We start from the raw sequence: 18,279 nt of genomic DNA, 5'->3' as shown, positions 1-18,279 counted from the left end.
GATTATCTGCAATAGCCCCAGCCGGGCCCCTGCAAATGGAAGTGGTCCGCGTGCAGCTTGTTGAAATTGGGGCTCAGCACCACGCGGAACCAATCACAAGCGCCCTGCCCGATCTGGCGTAGGAATTCGGATTCGGACCCTTCAGTTGGCCAGTCGCGCAACAGGTTTAGTGTGCGTCCATCGGCCAGATCGACCCCCACGATATCAATGGAATCTGCAGTTGCATGACTGCTCCATCGGCTGTTCTGCCCCTGCGCGGTCCGCATCCGACGGCAGTTATAGCTGCCCAGATGCCGCAGAGCGCGCGCCTCGGTGCCCAAAATGTCCCGCGCAGCAGGCTGAACCACGTGATGTTCCCACATGGCAAGACGCAGAGCTGTGGTACAGCGCGTTTCGACCCCTCGGACATCTGCGGTAACAAGGCGCGACAGAAGGCCCCGTCCGCTGATCCCGCAATTCTGATCGACGACCAAATCCTCCATCTCAGCAAACGCCACTTCGTCCGCAGACAGCACCGCCTTGCATTGCGCCTCATCCGCCAGAGCACGGTTCAGTTGAAACCGCGTGACCAGATTGACCGGGGCCGTAATCGACAGATCGCGCAAGGGGTTCCAATGGTCAGGCAAGGGTGACTTCGGGTGTGTCACCAGAAGGAATCCGGCAGAGCCAACTAGAAATAGAAATAGAAATAAGATGATGGAAAAGAAAGACGCCGCCAGTCGCATGAACCGGCGGCGTCCCGTGCGTTTCGTCATACCCGATCCGCGATCAGTAGCGGTAATGCTCGGGCTTATAGGGACCTTCGGGTTTCACGCCGATATAGGCCGCTTGTTCCGAGTCCATCTGAGTCAGCTTCACGCCGATACGGTCCAGATGCAGGCGGGCGACTTTCTCATCCAGATGCTTGGGCAGGATATAGACTTCGTTTTTGTACTCATCGCCTTTAGTGAACAGCTCGATCTGCGCCAGAACCTGGTTGGTGAAGGATGCCGACATCACGAAGGATGGGTGCCCAGTGGCGTTGCCGAGGTTCAGCAGACGGCCTTCGGACAGCAGGATGATGCGGTTGCCCGAGGGCATCTCGATCATGTCCACCTGTTCCTTGATGTTGGTCCATTTGTGGTTTTTCAGGCTGGCCACCTGAATTTCGTTGTCGAAGTGGCCGATGTTGCCGACGATGGCCATGTCCTTCATCTCGCGCATGTGCTCGATACGGATCACGTCCTTGTTGCCGGTGGTGGTGATGAACACATCAGCGCTGGCAACTTCGTCTTCCAGCAGAGTGACCTCGAACCCGTCCATTGCGGCCTGCAGCGCGCAGATCGGGTCAACTTCGGTCACCTTCACACGGGCACCGGCACCGGCCAGCGAAGCGGCCGAGCCTTTGCCCACATCGCCATAGCCGCAGACCACGGCAACCTTACCGGCCAGCATGGTGTCGGTGGCGCGGCGGATGCCGTCGACCAGCGATTCTTTGCAGCCATACTTGTTGTCGAATTTCGACTTGGTGACGCTGTCATTCACGTTGATCGCAGGGAAAGGAAGGTGGCCTTCTTTCACCAGCTGATACAAACGGTTCACGCCGGTGGTTGTTTCCTCGGACACGCCCTTGATCTGATCACGCATCTTGGTGAACCAGCCGGGGCTTGCCGCCATACGCTTGGCGATCTGCTTCTTGATCACCTCTTCCTCTTCCGAGCCCGGAACGGGGATGATGTCTTCACCCGCTTCGGCGCGTGCGCCCAGCAGGATATACAGCGTCGCGTCGCCGCCGTCGTCCAGGATCATGTTCGGGCCATCTTCGAACATAAAGGACTTGTCCAGGTAATCCCAATGCTCTTCCAGCGTCTGGCCTTTGATGGCGAAGACGGGAATGCCAGCCTCGGCGATTGCCGCTGCCGCGTGGTCCTGGGTCGAGAAGATGTTGCACGACGCCCAGCGCACATCTGCACCAAGCGCTACCAGCGTTTCAATTAGAACGGCTGTTTGAATGGTCATATGCAGCGAGCCAACGATGCGCGCGCCGCTCAACGGTTTGCTTTCGCCATATTCTGCACGCAGGGACATCAGGCCCGGCATCTCAGTTTCGGCGATATCCAGTTCTTTGCGGCCGAACCCGGCCAGCGAAATGTCTTTGACGATATAGTCCCCGGCCATCAGGTACTCCATTCCGGTAAATACTGTTCCGGGTTGCCCCTAACATCCCTTTATGGGCGTGGCAACGCAGATGGCCGGAAACGGGATTCTTGTCGCTAAAATCAGCTTGGCGTGCCGTCTACCTTGATCTTTGGGATCGCCTCAAAAAAATCGGTGCCAACGGCGACGATACAACTCAGGCCGTTCGCATGGGTCACCAAAACGGTATAGCTTCCCGTTTCCTCAGAGGTCCAAACCTCCATCACCGATTGCCCGCCGCGCGATTTCTGCAATTCGCCAAAGGCTAGCTGTTCCGAATAGCTGTCCTGTAGCTTGGCGATTACGTGATCACGCTGCGCACAAGTGTTCTGCTGTGCAAAAGCCGGAGGCGCAGTCGCGGCCATTCCAAAAGCCAGGGCAACTCCAAATAAACGCTTGAACATAACAAGCTCCTTTCGATTCTGGTTTCAATCGAGAGGGGCACACCGGGAGAAGCATGCGCCCCCCTCGGTACTTGATGTCGGTATCACCGCGCACTTGTTCAAAGCACGAATGCTCAAGAAAAAGTTGGCAGCTGGTGATCTTGACAGGTAAACCATACCATAAAATTGAGGCGCAATCGCGGCTGTACGGACGAGGCATGGCATAATGGCAACACAACCCCGCGCGTGGCAGAGGATGCTGTCGGGCCGTAGGCTGGACCTGCTGGACCCCACCCCTGTGGATATCGAGATCGAAGATATCGCGCATGGACTGGCCTTTGTGGCGCGCTGGAACGGCCAGACGGCAGGGGATTTCGCCTATTCCGTGGCCGAACATTCGCTGCTGGTCGAAGAGCTTTATGGCCGCATCGCCCCCAATGCGCCGGTCAAATGGCGGCTGGCCGCGTTGTTACATGACGCCCCCGAATATGTGATCGGAGACATGATCTCGCCGGTCAAATCCGCCGTCGGTCCCGACTATGGTGCGTTGGATGATCGGTTGGCGGCAGCGATCCACATCCGCTTTGGCCTGCCCGCTGCGGTGCCGAAGACAGTGAAACGTCAGATCAAAAAGGCAGACAAGATCAGCGCCTGGATGGAGGCCACCCAGATCGCGGGCTTTTCCGAAGCCGAGGCGACCAAGTTTTTTGGTCGCCCCGACAAGTCGGTGACAGAGGGGCTGAACATTGTCCTGCGCCCTCCGGTCGAGGTGCGACGCGCCTATACTGACCGGCACGCCGCCCTGTTGGCACAGCTTTAGCCGAAGACGTAGAAACAGATCTTGTTATTGTCCGCATCACGGACATAGGCCCCGTAGAACACATCCGGCACGCGCTGGCCGGGCTCGCCTTCGTCGGTGGCACCAAGGCTGATCGCCTTGTCGTACATCGCCTGCGCGTGCTCTTTCGAATCCGCTGCAAAAGCCACCATAGTGCCGTTTCCCGGCGCACAATCACCACCGTCATAAGGTTCGCACACAGCCAGCATCGGCGCACCGGGCTGGTTGCCGATAAAGGCGATGCGCCCCACATCCAGCGTCACCTTGGCATCGCGATCCGAAAGCAGTTCGGTATAGAATTTCTTTGCGTGCTCCATGTCTGACACGCCGATGGTCACGTAACCGATCATTTGAGAGGTTCCTGTCTTGTTAAGTGTTTTCCCGAGGCGAACACTTGGCCTCAGGTCGCAGAGGTGCAAGTCACGAAGGCGTGACACATGACGACACACGGCAACTTAACTGCCGGCTAGAACATATAGAAAGACTGAATCTCAGCGCCGAGGACTCAAACAAGCTTATCGCGGGCTGCGCTTTGCCAAAATCCGCTGCAACGTCCGACGGTGCATGTTCAGTCGGCGGGCAGTCTCGGACACATTCCGGTCGCACAGCTCATAAACCCGTTGAATATGTTCCCAGCGCACGCGGTCCGCGCTCATGGGGTTTTCCGGGGGCGGTGGTAGTTCGTCGCCCTTGGCCAGCAGCGCGTTGGTGATGTCAGTGGCGTCGGCGGGTTTCGAAAGATAATCGGTCGCACCGATCTTAACGGCGGCCACGGCGGTCGCGATCGCGCCGTATCCGGTCAGAACCACAACCCGGCTATCCGGGCGCTTTTCACGCAGCACTTCGACCACGTCTAAACCATTGCCGTCCTCAAGCCGCAAATCCACGACCGCATAGGCGGGTGGGCGGGCTGTTGAAATGGCACGGCCTGCGGCGACTGAACCTGCGGTCTCGACCTCGAAGCCGCGCTTTTCCATGGCTTTGGCCAGACGTCTCAGAAAAGGCTCATCATCATCTACCAGAAGCAGGGATTTGTCCGGGCCGATATCCAGGTCAGAGCTGTCTGCCATATTCTATTCTTTCCGCTATTTCACGCCGTTGGCCTAGCTATGAGTAATAGCAGCGCCATTGCAAAGGTCAAACGGATCACAGTTTGTCCAGAAAACACCCGACCTTGTCGGCCATCTGTTCAGCTGAGTCATTGCGGTTGAAGAATTCAAGAAATCCGGCCTCGGGCGTCATCAGGTAGGTAAAGGTGGAATGGTCGACCAGATAGTATTCGTCGCTTTTGTCATGGGCCTTGTAATAGGTCTTGTAAGCCTGGCTGGCGGCTTTGACCTGCTCGGCCGAACCGGTCAGCGCGATGGTTTTACCGCCCATGTTAAAGGCATAGTCGGCCACCACTTCTGGCGTGTCCCGGTCTGGGTCGATTGAGATGAAAAGAGGCGTCACCGACTGGCCACGACCTGCCAGTATATCCACGGCCTCGGCGTTGCGCGACATGTCGAACGGGCAGACATCAGGACAGAACGTATAGCCGAAATAGACCAGTGTCGGCTCGGTGATAACGTCGGCGTCGGTGACAGTTTGACCCTCTCCGTTGATCAATTCGAATGGGCCGCCAATGGCTGCGGTGCCGCCGGCAATCTGGCTGGACCGGCATTGTGCGAACTGATCATCCGATCCGGCACCTCGGGTCAGCAGCCACATGACCCCCAGACCAATGGCAAGAACAACGGTGGCTAGAACGGCATAAAGACGGACCATGACTTCAATCCTAATGATCAGAGGGGTTGTTGATCGTTTCGGCCCGGACACCTATCAAGATGATCAGCCGATGCAACAGGACATAGTGAACCCATGGCCAATTCCAACATCATATTATGGCGTGGACAGGAACGCAGCAGCTGGATCAGGCTGCGCACGCTGATCCTGCTGCGCTGGGTTGCCATCATCGGCCAGATCACAGCCATCACCGTCGCCCAACAGACCTATCACGTCGAGCTGGATGTGATGCTGTGCTACCTGGCCATCGGGGTCTCGATCCTGGGCAACCTGACTGCGATCCTGATCTTCCCAAGAAACAAGCGATTGTCAGAGTTCGAGAACTTTCTGATGGTTCTGTTCGACCTGCTGCAATTGACCGTTCTGCTGTACCTGACCGGGGGGCTGAACAATCCGTTTGCCTTGCTGCTTGTGGGGCCAGTAACGATCTCGGCCAATGTCATGAGCACCCGGTCGACGTTGATCGTTGGCGTGGTTGCAATTGTTCTGACCACTCTGCTGGCCGAATTCCATGTGCCCTTGCGTACGGATGTCGGAATGGATCTTGAAATCCCGGATATCCTGTTGTTCGGAAACTGGGCCGCGATCGTCATCGCGATCGTCTTTTTGGGTGCCTATTCACATCGTGTCAGTTCCGAAGTTCAATCCATGTCCGAGGCTCTGGCCGCCACGCATATGGCCCTGGCGAGAGAACAGAAGCTGACCGACCTAGGTGGGGTTGTTGCTGCGGCCGCGCATGAACTGGGCACGCCGCTGGCCACAATCAAATTGACCAGCTCGGAGTTGATCGAAGAGCTGGATGACCGGCCCGAACTAAAAGAGGATGCCGCGCTGATCCGGGAACAGGCCAACCGGTGCCGGGACATATTGCGCGACATGGGCAGGGCCGGAAAGGATGATCTGCATCTGCGGCAAGCCCCTCTTTCAACCGTGGTGAACGAGGCTGCAGAACCACACATTCACCGGGGCAAAACCGTCCATTTTACCGAAGGCCCTGCGGATGACGGGGATGTTCAGCAACCCTCGATCCTGCGCAAGCCCGAAATCATTCACGGGTTGCGGAACCTAATCCAGAATGCGGTGGATTTTGCCCGCGCGAACGTTTGGGTCGAGGCGGAATGGAGCTCTGATCAGATCATTGTCAGCATCATGGATGACGGGCGCGGATATCCGTCTCAGATGATCGGGCGGATTGGCGACCCGTTCATGCGCCGCCGTCGCGCCGAAACCGATCAACGCGCACGCCCGGAATACGAAGGCATGGGTTTGGGCCTGTTCATCGCCAAAACCCTGCTGGAGCGCAGCGGAGCGGAATTGGATTTTGCCAACGGTTCAGACCCCTATCAGACCTTATCCGAATACCCCGAACGTCGGGGGGCTATCGTGAAGGTCACTTGGCCGAGAAACCTGGTTGATGCGCAACAAGGAGACACCCCGGTCCCGTCTGGCGCGAACCAACGGATTCAGGTCTGAGTTAAGACCCCGTTAACTATTGGTAACCATAATCCGCTTTCGTAATTTCTGTTGCGGGGCGTTCATGGTCGACTGGTTCATTCTGGCTGTCATCAGCTTGGTCTCTGCCGGCCTTGCGGTGCAATGGCTGCTGCCGCGCCGTCGGCACAGGGGTGACAATTTCGGCCTATCCTCGCCCACGTCCTTGTTTGACGCGGTGTTTTTGTTCGACGATCAACGTCTGATCAGCCACTCGGATATGGCGCTAGAAGGGTTTGAAGAAGTCCGGTCCTGGCACGACCTGCGCCGTTTACTGCAGCGTGACTTTCCCACGTTTCCCAAAACTCCGGACTGTATCCGACAAGAGGGTAATTTGATCATCCCCGCCATAGACTGCACGGTCGAGCGAGACGTCATGTGCGAATGGATCGACGGCATAGTCAGGGTTCAGTTGCGTGAAAACAGCATCTGCCCTGCCACCATCCACCGTGAAGCGAACGATCCAATCCGCCTGGCAATGGAACGCGCGCCGTATCCCGTCTGGTTACTGGATGAACACGACACAGTTCGTTGGTGCAACGCAGCCTATATTTCTTTAGTGCGCAAAGTACGAGGTCAGGATACGGATCTGACCGCGCCGTTGTTTCCCGGATCCGAAGAAGATGCCCGACTGGGTGGAAAGACGCGGGTTTCAATTTCGTCGGACGGCAGCGAAATCAAGCTTTGGTTCGATCTGACACGGGTCCACCATCCAGAGGGGCACTTATGTTACGCCGTCGACATCAACGCGATTGTCGACGCCGAAACCGCCCAGCGCAAATTCGTTCAGACGATGACCAAGACCTTTGCCCAGCTTTCCATTGGCTTGGCGATTTTCGACCGCAACCGACAATTGGCCCTATTCAACCCGGCCCTAATTGACCTCACCACCCTGCCCCCGGACTTCCTCAGCTGCCGGCCAAGCCTGTCCAGTTTCTTCGACCGGCTACGGGATCAACACATGATGCCTGAACCCAAGAACTACCGAAGCTGGCGCAGTCAGATGAATGACCTGCTTGAGGCTGCCGAGGACGGGAATTATCAGGAAACGTGGTCGCTGCACTCAGGGTCGGTTTATTCGGTTAGCGGTCGCCCCCATCCCGACGGTGCCGTAGCCTTTTTGTTCGAAGACATCACGGCCGAGATCACCCTGACCCGGCGGTTCCGTTCAGAAATGGACCTGATGCAATCGGTTCTGGACAAACTGGCGGATGCGGTCGCCGTTTTTGGCGATGACGGAACCCTGGCCTTTACCAATTACGCCTATCAAAATCTGTGGGGCGACAGCGGAGACTCGGGGTTTGATGCCGATTCAGTTCTGGATGTCACACGCAATTGGCAGGAACTCTGTACTGCGTCCCCTGTTTTCGGTGAGATTCGAGAGTTTGTAGGGATGCGCGACAACCGGGCAGAATGGTCGGCCGAGTTGCGTATGCGCAATGGTGCTTCGCTTGAATGCACAATCTGCCCGGTGCAAAACGGAGCGACAATTATCCGGTTTGCAACCGAAGATAAAACAGTTCTTCAACCTAAGTTACATCAGATCAGCGCCTGAACCGGGTTGCAGGCAAACCGGTGCGACGTCATTGTGGCGCCATGACGACCGCGCCCTTTGCAATCACCTTCAACTCGCCTTGTGAGACGGCATATTTTGCCGCTCGGTTGGGCCGGATTCTACGTCCGGGCGATACTCTCTTGCTAGAAGGCGAAATTGGTAGCGGAAAAACCCACTTCTCCCGCAGTCTTATTCAATCGGTAATGAGCATCCCCGAAGACGTTCCTTCGCCAACATTCACGTTGGTTCAGGTTTATGACACCGAAATCGGAGAAATCTGGCACTGTGATCTTTACCGCCTTGGCGCAGTGGATGAGGTCGATGAGCTTGGCCTGACCGAGGCATTTGAAACAGCGATTTGCCTTGTGGAATGGCCTGACAAACTCGGGTCGATGCAACCTGAAAATGCCTTGACACTTTCGTTTGAAACAGACCCTAACACTGTGGAAAAACGCCTTGTAACCCTATCGTGGGTAAATACCGAATGGGCCAACAGACTGGAGGCCGCGCAATGACAAACCGAGCTGTGCTGGCCGAAGCGCTGATCGCTCAGACCCCGTGGGCAAATGCGCAGCGTGCGCCTTTGGCCGGGGACGCCTCGAACCGCCGTTATGAGCGTCTGACCGATCCGGATACCGGCAAGACAGCGGTTTTGATGGACTCGCCACCGGGTCAGGCTGAACCCGTCGAAGCATTTGTCCGAATGGCAAACCATTTGCGATCCATCGGCCTTAGCGCGCCCGAAATTTATGCCGAAGATACCGAATATGGCTTTTTGTTGCTTGAGGATTTGGGCGACGATCTATTTGCGCGTGTGCTGCGGCGATCTCCGACGTTGGAACGTGAATTCTACGAGGCAGCCACAGACGTTTTGATCACGCTGCACAAGGCACCGACGCTTTCATTGCCATCCTATGGCCCATCCTTGATGACGGAACTGGCCGCACTGTCGTTCACCAAATACGCCCAGTCGATTCAAGGATCGCATGACGAGGACGCACGGGATCGGTTCGAACACCGGTTTGCAGATATCCTGCACCGGGAAACTGCGGGAACAAAAGTTGTTGTCCAAAGGGATTATCACGCTGAAAACCTGATTTGGTTGCCTGAACGCGACGGCGTTGCCCGCGTTGGGTTGCTGGACTTTCAGACAGCCATGCTGGGCCATCCCGCTTATGATCTGGTCTCGCTTCTGCAAGATGTGCGCCGGGATGTAGCACCTGGAACCGAAATGCGGATGGTTAACAGGTATATTCAGACAACCGCAGTGAACGACCACGATTTCCGCACCGCATATGCCGTTCTGGGAACGCAACGAAACCTGCGTATTCTCGGTGTATTTGCCCGATTGGCGACGGAATATGGAAAACCGCAATATGTCGACCTGATCCCCGCGACATGGACGCATTTGATGCGCGATCTGGAACATCCCGCGTTGGTCACTGTGTCCGATCTGTTGCGTGATGGGCTACCTTCACCGACACCGGAAAACCTTGCAAAGCTCAGACAATCATGACCGACACGCTTGATGCCATCATGCTGTTTGCTGCCGGGTTCGGAACTCGTATGGGTGCGCTGACCAAGAATCGGCCGAAACCTCTGGTGGAATGCGCAGGCCGCCCACTGATTGACCACGCGCTTGATTTGGTCAACGACCTTGATCCAATTCGTAAGGTCGCCAACCTGCATTACCTTCCAGATCAGCTTGAGGCTCATCTTGCCCCCAAGGGTGTTTTGCTGTCCCATGAACAACCCGAAATCCTTGAAACAGGGGGTGGATTGCGCGCAGCATTGCCTTTGTTAGGGTCTAGTACTGTTTTCACCCTGAATTCAGATGCGATCTGGTCGGGGCCAAATCCACTTGGGATGCTGCGGGATGCTTGGGATCCCGAAAAGATGGATGCGCTATTGATGTGCATACCAACAGACCAAGCCGTTGGACATGCGGGTCAGGGTGATTTCACTGCAGATCGTAACGGCCGCATCACGCGCGGCCCGGGGTTGGTTTATGGTGGCGCGCAGATCATGAAAACCGATGGATTGGCCGATATCCCGGACAAGGCGTTTTCGTTGAATGTTTTGTGGGACCGAATGCATCAGAACGGTCGGTTGTTTGGCCTGACATATCCCGGGCGCTGGTGCGATGTGGGCCGTCCCGAAGGGATCGCTCTGGCTGAAAGGATGTTGGCGGATGTTTGACCCCAGCGGTCTGCCCCGTGTATTTGCCGTTCCCCCCGGCACGGATTTTCCGGCCGCTTTGGTGAAAGGGTTGCGTCACCGCAGCAAGGACTATCCGCCCGAGGAATTGGCCAAGGTGCAGCTGGTGGTAAACACAAGGCGAATGGCTCGACGTGTGCGCGAGTTGTTCGACCAAGGGCCAGCATGCCTTCTGCCGCGTTTGTCCTTGGTCACAGACTTGGGCGAAAGCGTTGACCTGGCTAGCGTTCCGCCAGCTATTCCGGCACTACGCAGGCGGTTGGAGTTGACACAGCTGGTCTCAAAACTACTGGACCAACAACCTGATCTGGCGGCGCGATCTTCGCTGTTCGATTTGTCTGACAGTCTGTCCGCATTGATCGACGAAATGCAGGGCGAGGGCGTGTCGCCCGAGGCAATCGGGCAGCTGGATGTCAGCGACTTGTCTGGCCATTGGGCACGCGCGCAGGCCTTTATTGGGATCGCAGATCAATTCATCGACGCAGGGCCCGATGCGCTGGACGCGCAGGCCCGGCAGCGCATCGTCGTCGAAAACCTTATTGCGCGGTGGCGGGACGCACCTCCGCAACATCCGGTCATTCTGGCGGGATCGACCGGATCACGCGGCACCACACTGATGCTGATGGAGGCGGTGGCGCGCCTTCCACAGGGTGCTTTGATCCTGCCAGGTTACGACTTCGATCAGCCTGATCACGTCTGGCGGGGATTGGACGATGCCCTGACCTCGGAAGATCACCCGCAATACCGATTTCACAAATTGATAACTCAGCTTGATCTGAGGCCCGATCAAGTCACGCCGTGGACACCTGATACACCTCCGTCACCAGCGCGTAACCGGTTGGTTTCCCTAGCATTACGCCCAGCACCGATCACGGATGCCTGGATGTCCGAAGGGCCCAAGCTGACGGATTTGGACAGCGCGACGAAAGACCTGACCCTGGTCGAGGCACAATCGCCGCGGGACGAGGCGCTGGCCATTGCTCTCCGCTTGCGGCAAGCGGCCGAGACAGGTCAGACCGCTGCTCTGATCACCCCAGACCGGATGCTGACGCGGCAAGTCAGTGCTGCTTTGGATCGATGGAACATTATGCCAGATGACAGCGCAGGTCTGCCGCTGCAGCTTTCACCACCGGGGCGATTCCTGCGCCATGTGGCCGGATTGTTTGCGCGACGGCTGGATGGCGAGGCCCTGCTGACACTGCTAAAACATCCCCTTTGCCACGATGGTGGCGATCGCGGTACGCATCTGCTGCACACGCGCGATCTGGAGCTTGACCTGCGGCGGCATGGGCCTCCGTTCCCGGACAGCCGCAGCCTGATCGCGTTTGCGATCCGCAAAGAGGTGCCGGATGATTGGGTTCGTTGGGTGTCGCATCACTTCTGCGACCAGCAGGTGACCACAGAACTGCCACTATCGGACTGGGTCATCCGGTTACGCGACCTGGCCGAAGCGATTTCAGCCGGAAATACCGGGGGTCCCGGTACGCTTTGGGACAAGAACGCAGGGCAAAAGGCTTTGTCGGTTCTGACCGCACTTACGGAAGAAGCTGGTCATGGTGGTCCCATGACGGCGCATGACTTTGCGGATTTGCTGGGTGCATTGCTGTCAGGCGAAGAGGTACGGGATCGCGACGCACCGCATCCCCATATCATGATCTGGGGCACGCTTGAGGCGCGGGTGCAGGGGGCCGATCTGCTGATTCTTGGCGGATTGAACGAAGGCAGTTGGCCCGAAGCCCCCAGCCCTGATCCCTGGCTGAACCGCCAGATGCGCGCCAAGGCCGGATTGTTGTTGCCCGAACGGCGGATTGGTCTGTCGGCGCATGATTTCCAACAGGCCATCGGCGCGCCCGAGGTCTGGCTGACCCGGGCCACCCGATCCGATGATGCCGAAACCGTGCCGTCGCGCTGGTTGAACCGTTTGACGAACCTGTTGCAGGGCCTGCCGGAACAGGGCGGTCGAGCCGCCCTTTCGGCCATGCGCGGGCGCGGGCAGAAATGGCTGAGCTGGTCGGAACAACTTGAAATCGCGCCCGAAATTTCGGCGGCGTCGCGCCCGTCCCCGCGCCCACCGATCGCGTCGCGCCCGCGTCGCCTGAGCGTGACCGAGATCAAGCGCCTGATACGGGACCCTTATGCGATTTACGCCAAACATGTGCTGCGGCTGCGGCCTCTGGACCCGTTGGTGCAGGCCCCCGATGCGTTATTGCGTGGCATCGTGATCCACGAGATTCTGGAACATTTCGTCAAGGACAGCGTATTGGACACCGCACTGCTGACCCGCGAAACATTTCTGAAACGCGCAGAAACCCTTCTGGATCAACATGTTGCGTGGCCCACCGCCCGCAAATTGTGGCTGGCACGGCTGGAGCGGATCGCCGATGACTTCTTACGCGCCGAAACCGCCCGACGCAGCGATGGCGGGCCCGTGGCGTTTGAGGCCGCTATGAAGCTGGTGCTAGAGCCGCTGAATTTTACCATCGCAGGCCGCGCCGACCGGATCGACCTGAACAGCCGGGGCGCGCTGCGGCTGGTGGATTACAAAACCGGTGCGCCTCCGACCGAAAGCCAGCAGTCCAAATTTGACAAGCAACTGCTGATCGAAGCCGCCATGGCCGAGCAGGGCGGGATCGAGGGTTTTGACCCTCTGCCCGTGGCTGAGGCGGTGTTTATCGGCATGGGCGGCAGCTACAAAGAAGTGCCCGCACCGTTAGCGAAAGAACCGACGGACAAGGTGTTGGCCGAGCTAAAAGAGCTGATTTCGGCTTATTTAGAGCCTAACCAAGGCTTTTCCTCGCGTCGGATGCTGCACAAAGACACCGACTCTGGCGATTACGACCATCTGGCCCGGTTCGGCGAATGGGACCGCACCGCAGACACCAAGCCCGAGGATCTGACATGAGCGCCCGCAACGACGCGACCGAACGGCAGGTGCAGGCAGCGCGGCCCGATGCCTCGACCTGGCTGGCGGCAAATGCGGGCTCGGGCAAAACGCGGGTTCTGACCGACAGGGTGGCGCGGTTACTGCTGGACGGGGTGCAGCCGCAGCACATCTTGTGCCTGACCTACACCAAAGCCGCCGCCAGTGAGATGCAGAACCGTCTGTTCAAACGGCTGGGCGAATGGGCGATGCTGGGTGACGCGGCGCTGCTGGCGCAACTGACCGATCTGGGCGTCCCCGGCCGGATTGATCCCGACCGTCTGGCACAGGCGCGCACGCTCTTTGCCCGCGCGATTGAAACGCCGGGCGGGCTGAAAATCCAGACGATCCACTCCTTCTGCGCGTCACTTCTGCGGCGATTCCCGCTGGAGGCCGGGGTCAGCCCGCAGTTTTCCGAGATGGAAGACCGCGCCGCCGCCTTGCTGCGCGAAGAAATCGTCGAGGATTTCGCCGAAGGCCCTCATGCCGCTCTGATCGAGGATGTGGCGCGGTTTGTCACCGATACCGGGTTCGACAATTTGACCGCCGCGATCAGCCATAAGCGCAACCTGTTTGCGCAGCCCTTGGGCTGGGCCGAGCTGCCGGGCCGGTTCGACCTGCCCGACGGATTCGACGAAGACGCCCTGATCGCGCGCGTGTTTCTGGGCGGTGAGGTCGACCTGATCCGCACGATCCTGCCCGCGTTGACGGAAAGCGGCGGCAATAACGCCAAAGCAGCGGCAAAACTGGCGGCGTTCACCGAACCCCGGATCAGTAGCCTGCCTGTTTTGGAAAGCGTGTTTCTAACCGGAAAGGCCGCCAAAGAACCCTTTACCGCCAAGATCAACGCGTTCCCGACCAAAGCCCTGCGCGAAGGCGCATTGGCCGGGCAGATGCCACAGCTTGAGGCGTTGATGCTGCGCATCGAGGCTGCGCGGGAACAGCGGCTGGCGCTCGTGGCGGCGCGCAAGACCCATGTGCTGCACCGGTTCGCCTCTGCCTTTCTGCCAGAATATGAGCGCCGCAAGCAGCTGCGTGGCTGGCTGGATTTCGACGATCTGATTCTGCGCGCGCGGCAAGTGCTGAACGACCCGGCGGTTGCCGAATGGGTGCTGTACCGGCTGGATGGCGGCATCGACCACATTCTGGTGGACGAGGCGCAGGACACCAGCCCCGACCAATGGGACGTGGTCGAGAAACTGGCGCAGGAATTCACCAGCGGCGAGGGGGCCAGGTCCGGGGTTGAGCGCACGATCTTTGTGGTCGGCGACAAGAAACAGTCGATCTATTCCTTCCAAGGCGCGGACCCTGCAGCCTTTGACCAAATGCAGCAGGAATTCGGGCGGCGGTTGATCAATTCAGGCTCTAAACTTAAGAGTTTGGAGTTGGAATATTCCTTCCGCTCGTCCAGCGCGATCCTGTCTTTGGTCAATATTCTGTTCGAAGGCCACGCCGAGGCCGGGTTTCAGGACAAAGCCTTGCACCGCGCGTTCAAGACCAGCCTGCCGGGGCGGGTCGATCTGTGGCCGGTGGTTGAAAAGGTCGAGGACGAAGAAGACGGCGACTGGACCGATCCCGTCGATCGCCCCGACGCGCGGCATCACACGGTCATTCTGGCGGAAAAGGTGGCACACTCGATCAAGGACATGATCGACCGGGGCGAAACGATCCCCGAGGATGGCGACTCCCCCGGCGCGTTCGTGCGGCGTAAGGTGCAGCCGGGCGATTTCCTGATCCTTGTGCAGCGCCGGTCCGATCTGTTTGCCGAGATCATCCGCGCCTGCAAGGCCCTGCGCCTGCCCATCGCCGGGGCCGACCGGCTGAAGGTCGGGGCGGAACTGGCGGTGAAAGATCTGGCTGCGCTGCTCAGCTTTCTGGCCACGCCCGAAGACAGTCTGTCGCTGGCCACTGTGCTGAAATCACCGTTATTCGGGTGGAGCGAGCAGCAGCTATTCGATCTGGCACACCGGCGGTCCGAGCAGTTCCTATGGGCCGCCCTGCGCCACCGGGCCGAGGATTTCCCCGAAACGCTTGAGATTCTGAATGACCTGCGCGGCCAGATCGACTTTCTGCGCCCCTATGACCTGATCGAGCGCATCCTGACCCGCCATGACGGGCGGCGCAAATTGCTGGGCCGTCTGGGGGCCGAGGCTGAAGACGGCATCAACGCGCTGCTGTCGCAGGCGCTGGCCTATGAACGCACGGATATTCCCAGCCTGACCGGTTTTCTGGTCTGGATGCAAACCGACGATCTGGAAATCAAACGTCAGATGAGCGGCGTCGGCAACATGATCCGGGTGATGACAGTGCATGGCTCCAAGGGGCTGGAGGCTCCGATCGTGATCCTGCCCGATACCGGAAAACGTCAAGCCCCTCGCGATGCCGAGATCATGGTGGGCGAGGGGGTGCCTTTGTGGAAAGTGCCCGCGGATGCCTCACCCGCGTTGATTGCTCAAGCCCGGTCTGAGGCCCGCGCGCGGGAAGAGAATGAGCGCCTGAGATTGCTCTATGTGGCTCTGACACGGGCAGAAAAGTGGCTGATCGTCGGGGCCGCGGGCGATGTCGGCAAGGATGGCACCAGCTGGTATCAGATGGTCGAAGCGGCAATGGCGCGGGCAGGGGCCACGCAACTGCCGGGCTCGGAAACTCTGCGCCTGTCGCATGGGAATTGGGACGCGCTGTCGCTTGTCGAACAGGAACAGGCCGAAACCACGCAGACTGATCTGCCCGCAATGTTTGAACCCCCCGCCGCGCCGCCTTTGCCGCAGTCCGAGACGCTCAGCCCTTCGAATCTGGGTGGAGCCAAGGCGCTGCCCGGTGATGCAGGACAGGATGAAGAGGCCGCCAAACTCAGGGGCACCCGCCTGCATCTGTTGCTGGAACACCTGCCCGGCGCACCACATCAGGACTGGCCGCAGCTTTGCGCCAGAGTACTTCCCGATATGCAAGACATCGAACGCATCGATCTGCTGGCAGAGGCAAAGGCCGTTCTGACCTCGGGCCAATTGCAGCCTGTCTTTGCGGAAAACACGCTGGCCGAAGTTCCTGTTAGCGCAGATCTGGGCGGTCAACGAATGCATGGGGTGATTGACCGGCTGATCGTAACCGAAACTGAGGTGCAGGTGATTGATTTTAAATCAAACGCCACCGTTCCAGAGGCCTCGACCGCGTGCCCCGAGGGTCTTTTGCGGCAGATGGGAGCTTATGCGCAAGCGATGGCCCAAATCTATCCCGACCGAAAAGTGAAAACCGCCATCCTATGGACCCGTACCGCGCAGTTGATGTGGTTGCCACACGAACTTGTGACCCAAGCACTGACCCGCGCCCAGATACCTTGACCTCGGGATACCCCGTGCCTAGGTTCTGAAGCCAAGCATTCCCCATTCAGGAGACAGAATATGTCGACCGTAGCCGTAACCGACGATACCTTTGACGCCGAAGTCAAGAATTCCGACATCCCTGTTGTTGTCGATTTCTGGGCAGAATGGTGTGGCCCCTGTAAGCAAATCGGCCCCGCTCTGGAAGAGCTGGCGACCGAGTATGGCGGCAAAGTGAAAATTGCCAAGGTAGACGTGGACAGCAACCCGAACGCCGCTGCAGCGATGGGTGTACGCGGTATTCCCGCGCTGTTCATCTTCAAGGACGGTCAGGTTGTTTCGAACCGCGCAGGCGCGGCACCCAAAGCCGCGCTGCAAAGCTGGATCGAAGAGTCCATCTGATCCATTGGATCAACCGAAATAAAAGGCGTCCCACTAGGGGCGCCTTTTTTGTGACCGAGGATCAAATGGCTAAAACACGTATTCTTGTTGAATTTGGCATGGGAACGTCCTTGCGCCGCCACGACTATACCGAGGCTGCGCTGCGCGCGATCAATGATGCCTTGTGGCACAACTCGGTCAATATGGCAGAGCTGTTCGGCTTTCCGAAAGAGGCCATGATCATTGATGCCGAAATCGGCGTAGCCCAACCGGATAAGGTGGATGTCGAGGCGTTAAAGGCCGTTTTTCCCTATGGGAGACCTTCGATCCAGGTCAATCAAGGGGGATTGGATATAGAAAAGCCTGATGCGCAAGGTCACACCGTTATCGCCAATGCCGCAATCATAGTCTCGTTTGATATGGAGGCCGTTTGATGGGTGAGAAGCGAATTATCCTTGAGATGGGCACTGGAAATGACCTGTACGGGCAGGATTACACAAAGGCCGCAAGACGCGCGGTGCAGGATGCGCTGCACCATTCCTCGATCACGCTTTTTTCCAAGCTTGGTGTGGATCACACAGCGATGCGGGTTCAGTTGACGATCGGGGTACAACAGCCGTCGGCTGTGGACTGTGATCAGGTGGCTGCTGATTTGCCACGCGGTCGGGCGCAGGTTCGTGCGGTTCAAGGTGGGCTTGATGTCGTTGACCCGGACGGGGGGCGTCATGTTGTGGCCGCCGCTGCGATCGAGGCATTTCTGCCTGACATGGACGGCCAATACAAACTGTCCTGAAAAAGAAAAAGCCGCTCGACTTCGAGCGGCTTGTCTAAGCGGGTATCCTGATTGCGGATCAGAATTTTTCGATATCCGCACGGCACAGACCGACATCGTCCAGCTGGGTGTCGGAGAGTTCCCACAACAGCTTGCGTGTCTTGCGGGATTCATTCCACGCCAGTGCCTTTTCATAGGTTCCGAAGAACGCGTCCACTACATGCAGGATGGTAGCTGCTCCGAGCGGCGCATGGATATTTGCGGTGGTTGCCATTTGCGCATTCCTTGTAACTGAAACAGCCGACCCTTCGTCGGTTGTGAGGCTCATGTAGGATCAAAGCCGGAGTCTCACAATTGCTAGTCCGGTAACCCCGAATTGCACTCAATGCATATCTTTTGAGCAGTTTGTGAACTGTTGCGCTGAACGCACGCCCGGCCCATATAG

At 58.3% G+C, this 18,279-nt stretch carries 18 protein-coding genes; 11 read left to right on the top strand and 7 right to left on the bottom strand.

Translation table 11 applies throughout. The features are described from left to right. Nucleotides 1-2: 2 nt before the first annotated feature. The 3 genes from GOW48_RS18005 to GOW48_RS17995 all read right to left on the bottom strand — a co-directional run bounded on the left by GOW48_RS18005 (nucleotide 3) and on the right by GOW48_RS17995 (nucleotide 2,579). Nucleotides 3-755 carry an extensin-like domain-containing protein gene (locus GOW48_RS18005; RefSeq protein WP_170755542.1) on the bottom strand — a complete coding sequence of 251 codons (753 nt, stop codon included), beginning with the start codon at nucleotides 753-755 and terminating at the stop codon, nucleotides 3-5. A 13-nt stretch (nucleotides 756-768) separates the two neighbouring features. Next, entirely contained in the window at nucleotides 769-2,157 is a 1,389-nt protein-coding gene (gene ahcY, locus GOW48_RS18000; protein ID WP_170755541.1) for an adenosylhomocysteinase, read from the bottom strand. A gap of 101 nt (nucleotides 2,158-2,258) precedes the next feature. Next, nucleotides 2,259-2,579, bottom strand: coding sequence for a hypothetical protein (locus tag GOW48_RS17995; RefSeq protein ID WP_170755540.1), 321 nt, complete (start codon nucleotides 2,577-2,579; stop codon nucleotides 2,259-2,261). Between the two features lie 205 nt (nucleotides 2,580-2,784). Between GOW48_RS17995 and GOW48_RS17990 the strand changes: the two genes are divergently transcribed. Further along, nucleotides 2,785-3,378 (top strand): HD domain-containing protein, encoded by a 594-nt coding sequence (locus GOW48_RS17990; RefSeq protein ID WP_170755539.1) that lies wholly within the window; start codon nucleotides 2,785-2,787, stop codon nucleotides 3,376-3,378. On the opposite strand, the gene GOW48_RS17985 is transcribed toward GOW48_RS17990, so the two are convergent. From GOW48_RS17985 to GOW48_RS17975, 3 genes are all read right to left on the bottom strand, one after another. After that, nucleotides 3,375-3,746 carry a VOC family protein gene (locus GOW48_RS17985; RefSeq protein WP_170755538.1) on the bottom strand — a complete coding sequence of 124 codons (372 nt, stop codon included), beginning with the start codon at nucleotides 3,744-3,746 and terminating at the stop codon, nucleotides 3,375-3,377. The two genes, GOW48_RS17990 and GOW48_RS17985, sit on opposite strands and share 4 nt — an antisense overlap. A gap of 165 nt (nucleotides 3,747-3,911) precedes the next feature. Continuing rightward, a complete protein-coding gene (locus tag GOW48_RS17980) occupies nucleotides 3,912-4,466 on the bottom strand; it encodes an ActR/PrrA/RegA family redox response regulator transcription factor (RefSeq protein ID WP_142637470.1) in 555 nt (184 codons plus the stop codon). Between the two features lie 76 nt (nucleotides 4,467-4,542). Then, nucleotides 4,543-5,163: an SCO family protein gene (locus GOW48_RS17975; RefSeq protein ID WP_170755537.1), complete on the bottom strand. Its 621-nt coding sequence runs from the start codon at nucleotides 5,161-5,163 to the stop codon at nucleotides 4,543-4,545. A 93-nt stretch (nucleotides 5,164-5,256) separates the two neighbouring features. Here GOW48_RS17975 and regB point away from each other — a divergent pair, with 93 nt between their 5' ends. The 10 genes from regB to GOW48_RS17925 all read left to right on the top strand — a co-directional run bounded on the left by regB (nucleotide 5,257) and on the right by GOW48_RS17925 (nucleotide 17,855). Continuing rightward, nucleotides 5,257-6,654, top strand: a complete 1,398-nt coding sequence (gene regB, locus GOW48_RS17970; protein WP_170755536.1) for a sensor histidine kinase RegB — start codon at nucleotides 5,257-5,259, stop codon at nucleotides 6,652-6,654. 64 nt (nucleotides 6,655-6,718) lie between these two features. After that, nucleotides 6,719-8,227, top strand: coding sequence for a PAS-domain containing protein (locus GOW48_RS17965; RefSeq protein ID WP_170755535.1), 1,509 nt, complete (start codon nucleotides 6,719-6,721; stop codon nucleotides 8,225-8,227). Nucleotides 8,228-8,268: 41 nt separating this feature from the next. Continuing rightward, the gene (tsaE, locus tag GOW48_RS17960; protein ID WP_170755534.1) at nucleotides 8,269-8,742 is read left to right on the top strand and encodes a tRNA (adenosine(37)-N6)-threonylcarbamoyltransferase complex ATPase subunit type 1 TsaE; all 474 of its coding nucleotides are present in this window, start codon (nucleotides 8,269-8,271) and stop codon (nucleotides 8,740-8,742) included. After that, the gene (locus GOW48_RS17955; protein WP_170755533.1) at nucleotides 8,739-9,743 is read left to right on the top strand and encodes an aminoglycoside phosphotransferase family protein; all 1,005 of its coding nucleotides are present in this window, start codon (nucleotides 8,739-8,741) and stop codon (nucleotides 9,741-9,743) included. The genes tsaE and GOW48_RS17955 overlap by 4 nt, the downstream gene beginning before the upstream one ends. Further along, nucleotides 9,740-10,426, top strand: coding sequence for a nucleotidyltransferase family protein (locus GOW48_RS17950; RefSeq protein ID WP_170355592.1), 687 nt, complete (start codon nucleotides 9,740-9,742; stop codon nucleotides 10,424-10,426). Before GOW48_RS17955 ends, GOW48_RS17950 begins: the two co-directional genes overlap by 4 nt. Continuing rightward, a complete protein-coding gene (addB, locus tag GOW48_RS17945) occupies nucleotides 10,419-13,346 on the top strand; it encodes a double-strand break repair protein AddB (protein WP_170755532.1) in 2,928 nt (975 codons plus the stop codon). The genes GOW48_RS17950 and addB overlap by 8 nt, the downstream gene beginning before the upstream one ends. Then, nucleotides 13,343-16,702 (top strand): double-strand break repair helicase AddA, encoded by a 3,360-nt coding sequence (addA, locus tag GOW48_RS17940; protein WP_170755531.1) that lies wholly within the window; start codon nucleotides 13,343-13,345, stop codon nucleotides 16,700-16,702. The genes addB and addA overlap by 4 nt, the downstream gene beginning before the upstream one ends. A 60-nt stretch (nucleotides 16,703-16,762) precedes the next feature. Beyond that, the gene (trxA, locus tag GOW48_RS17935) at nucleotides 16,763-17,083 is read left to right on the top strand and encodes a thioredoxin (RefSeq protein WP_170355595.1); all 321 of its coding nucleotides are present in this window, start codon (nucleotides 16,763-16,765) and stop codon (nucleotides 17,081-17,083) included. A 65-nt stretch (nucleotides 17,084-17,148) separates the two neighbouring features. Further along, a complete protein-coding gene (locus GOW48_RS17930; protein WP_170755530.1) occupies nucleotides 17,149-17,496 on the top strand; it encodes a Lin0512 family protein in 348 nt (115 codons plus the stop codon). Further along, nucleotides 17,496-17,855 (top strand): Lin0512 family protein, encoded by a 360-nt coding sequence (locus tag GOW48_RS17925; RefSeq protein WP_170755529.1) that lies wholly within the window; start codon nucleotides 17,496-17,498, stop codon nucleotides 17,853-17,855. The genes GOW48_RS17930 and GOW48_RS17925 overlap by 1 nt, the downstream gene beginning before the upstream one ends. Before the next feature lie 58 nt (nucleotides 17,856-17,913). Here the strand turns inward: GOW48_RS17925 and GOW48_RS17920 are convergent, their stop codons facing one another. Continuing rightward, entirely contained in the window at nucleotides 17,914-18,108 is a 195-nt protein-coding gene (locus GOW48_RS17920; RefSeq protein WP_170355739.1) for a DUF1127 domain-containing protein, read from the bottom strand. Between the last annotated feature and the right edge of the window lie 171 nt (nucleotides 18,109-18,279).

Source organism: Ruegeria lacuscaerulensis, from assembly GCF_013033355.1.
GTDB lineage: Bacteria > Pseudomonadota > Alphaproteobacteria > Rhodobacterales > Rhodobacteraceae > Ruegeria > Ruegeria lacuscaerulensis_A.
This window is presented reverse-complemented; position numbering and strand designations above follow the sequence as displayed.

Bases quoted from the DNA above. Each gene is read 5' to 3' on its own strand.
- GOW48_RS18005 (WP_170755542.1), bottom strand. From the start codon at position 755: ATGACGAAACGCACGGGACGCCGCCGGTTCATGCGACTGGCGGCGTCT.
- ahcY (WP_170755541.1), bottom strand. From the start codon at position 2,157: ATGGCCGGGGACTATATCGTCAAAGACATTTCGCTGGCCGGGTTCGGC.
- GOW48_RS17995 (WP_170755540.1), bottom strand. From the start codon at position 2,579: ATGTTCAAGCGTTTATTTGGAGTTGCCCTGGCTTTTGGAATGGCCGCG.
- GOW48_RS17990 (WP_170755539.1), top strand. From the start codon at position 2,785: ATGGCAACACAACCCCGCGCGTGGCAGAGGATGCTGTCGGGCCGTAGG.
- GOW48_RS17985 (WP_170755538.1), bottom strand. From the start codon at position 3,746: ATGATCGGTTACGTGACCATCGGCGTGTCAGACATGGAGCACGCAAAG.
- GOW48_RS17980 (WP_142637470.1), bottom strand. From the start codon at position 4,466: ATGGCAGACAGCTCTGACCTGGATATCGGCCCGGACAAATCCCTGCTT.
- GOW48_RS17975 (WP_170755537.1), bottom strand. From the start codon at position 5,163: ATGGTCCGTCTTTATGCCGTTCTAGCCACCGTTGTTCTTGCCATTGGT.
- regB (WP_170755536.1), top strand. From the start codon at position 5,257: ATGGCCAATTCCAACATCATATTATGGCGTGGACAGGAACGCAGCAGC.
- GOW48_RS17965 (WP_170755535.1), top strand. From the start codon at position 6,719: ATGGTCGACTGGTTCATTCTGGCTGTCATCAGCTTGGTCTCTGCCGGC.
- tsaE (WP_170755534.1), top strand. From the start codon at position 8,269: ATGACGACCGCGCCCTTTGCAATCACCTTCAACTCGCCTTGTGAGACG.
- GOW48_RS17955 (WP_170755533.1), top strand. From the start codon at position 8,739: ATGACAAACCGAGCTGTGCTGGCCGAAGCGCTGATCGCTCAGACCCCG.
- GOW48_RS17950 (WP_170355592.1), top strand. From the start codon at position 9,740: ATGACCGACACGCTTGATGCCATCATGCTGTTTGCTGCCGGGTTCGGA.
- addB (WP_170755532.1), top strand. From the start codon at position 10,419: ATGTTTGACCCCAGCGGTCTGCCCCGTGTATTTGCCGTTCCCCCCGGC.
- addA (WP_170755531.1), top strand. From the start codon at position 13,343: ATGAGCGCCCGCAACGACGCGACCGAACGGCAGGTGCAGGCAGCGCGG.
- trxA (WP_170355595.1), top strand. From the start codon at position 16,763: ATGTCGACCGTAGCCGTAACCGACGATACCTTTGACGCCGAAGTCAAG.
- GOW48_RS17930 (WP_170755530.1), top strand. From the start codon at position 17,149: ATGGCTAAAACACGTATTCTTGTTGAATTTGGCATGGGAACGTCCTTG.
- GOW48_RS17925 (WP_170755529.1), top strand. From the start codon at position 17,496: ATGGGTGAGAAGCGAATTATCCTTGAGATGGGCACTGGAAATGACCTG.
- GOW48_RS17920 (WP_170355739.1), bottom strand. From the start codon at position 18,108: ATGGCAACCACCGCAAATATCCATGCGCCGCTCGGAGCAGCTACCATC.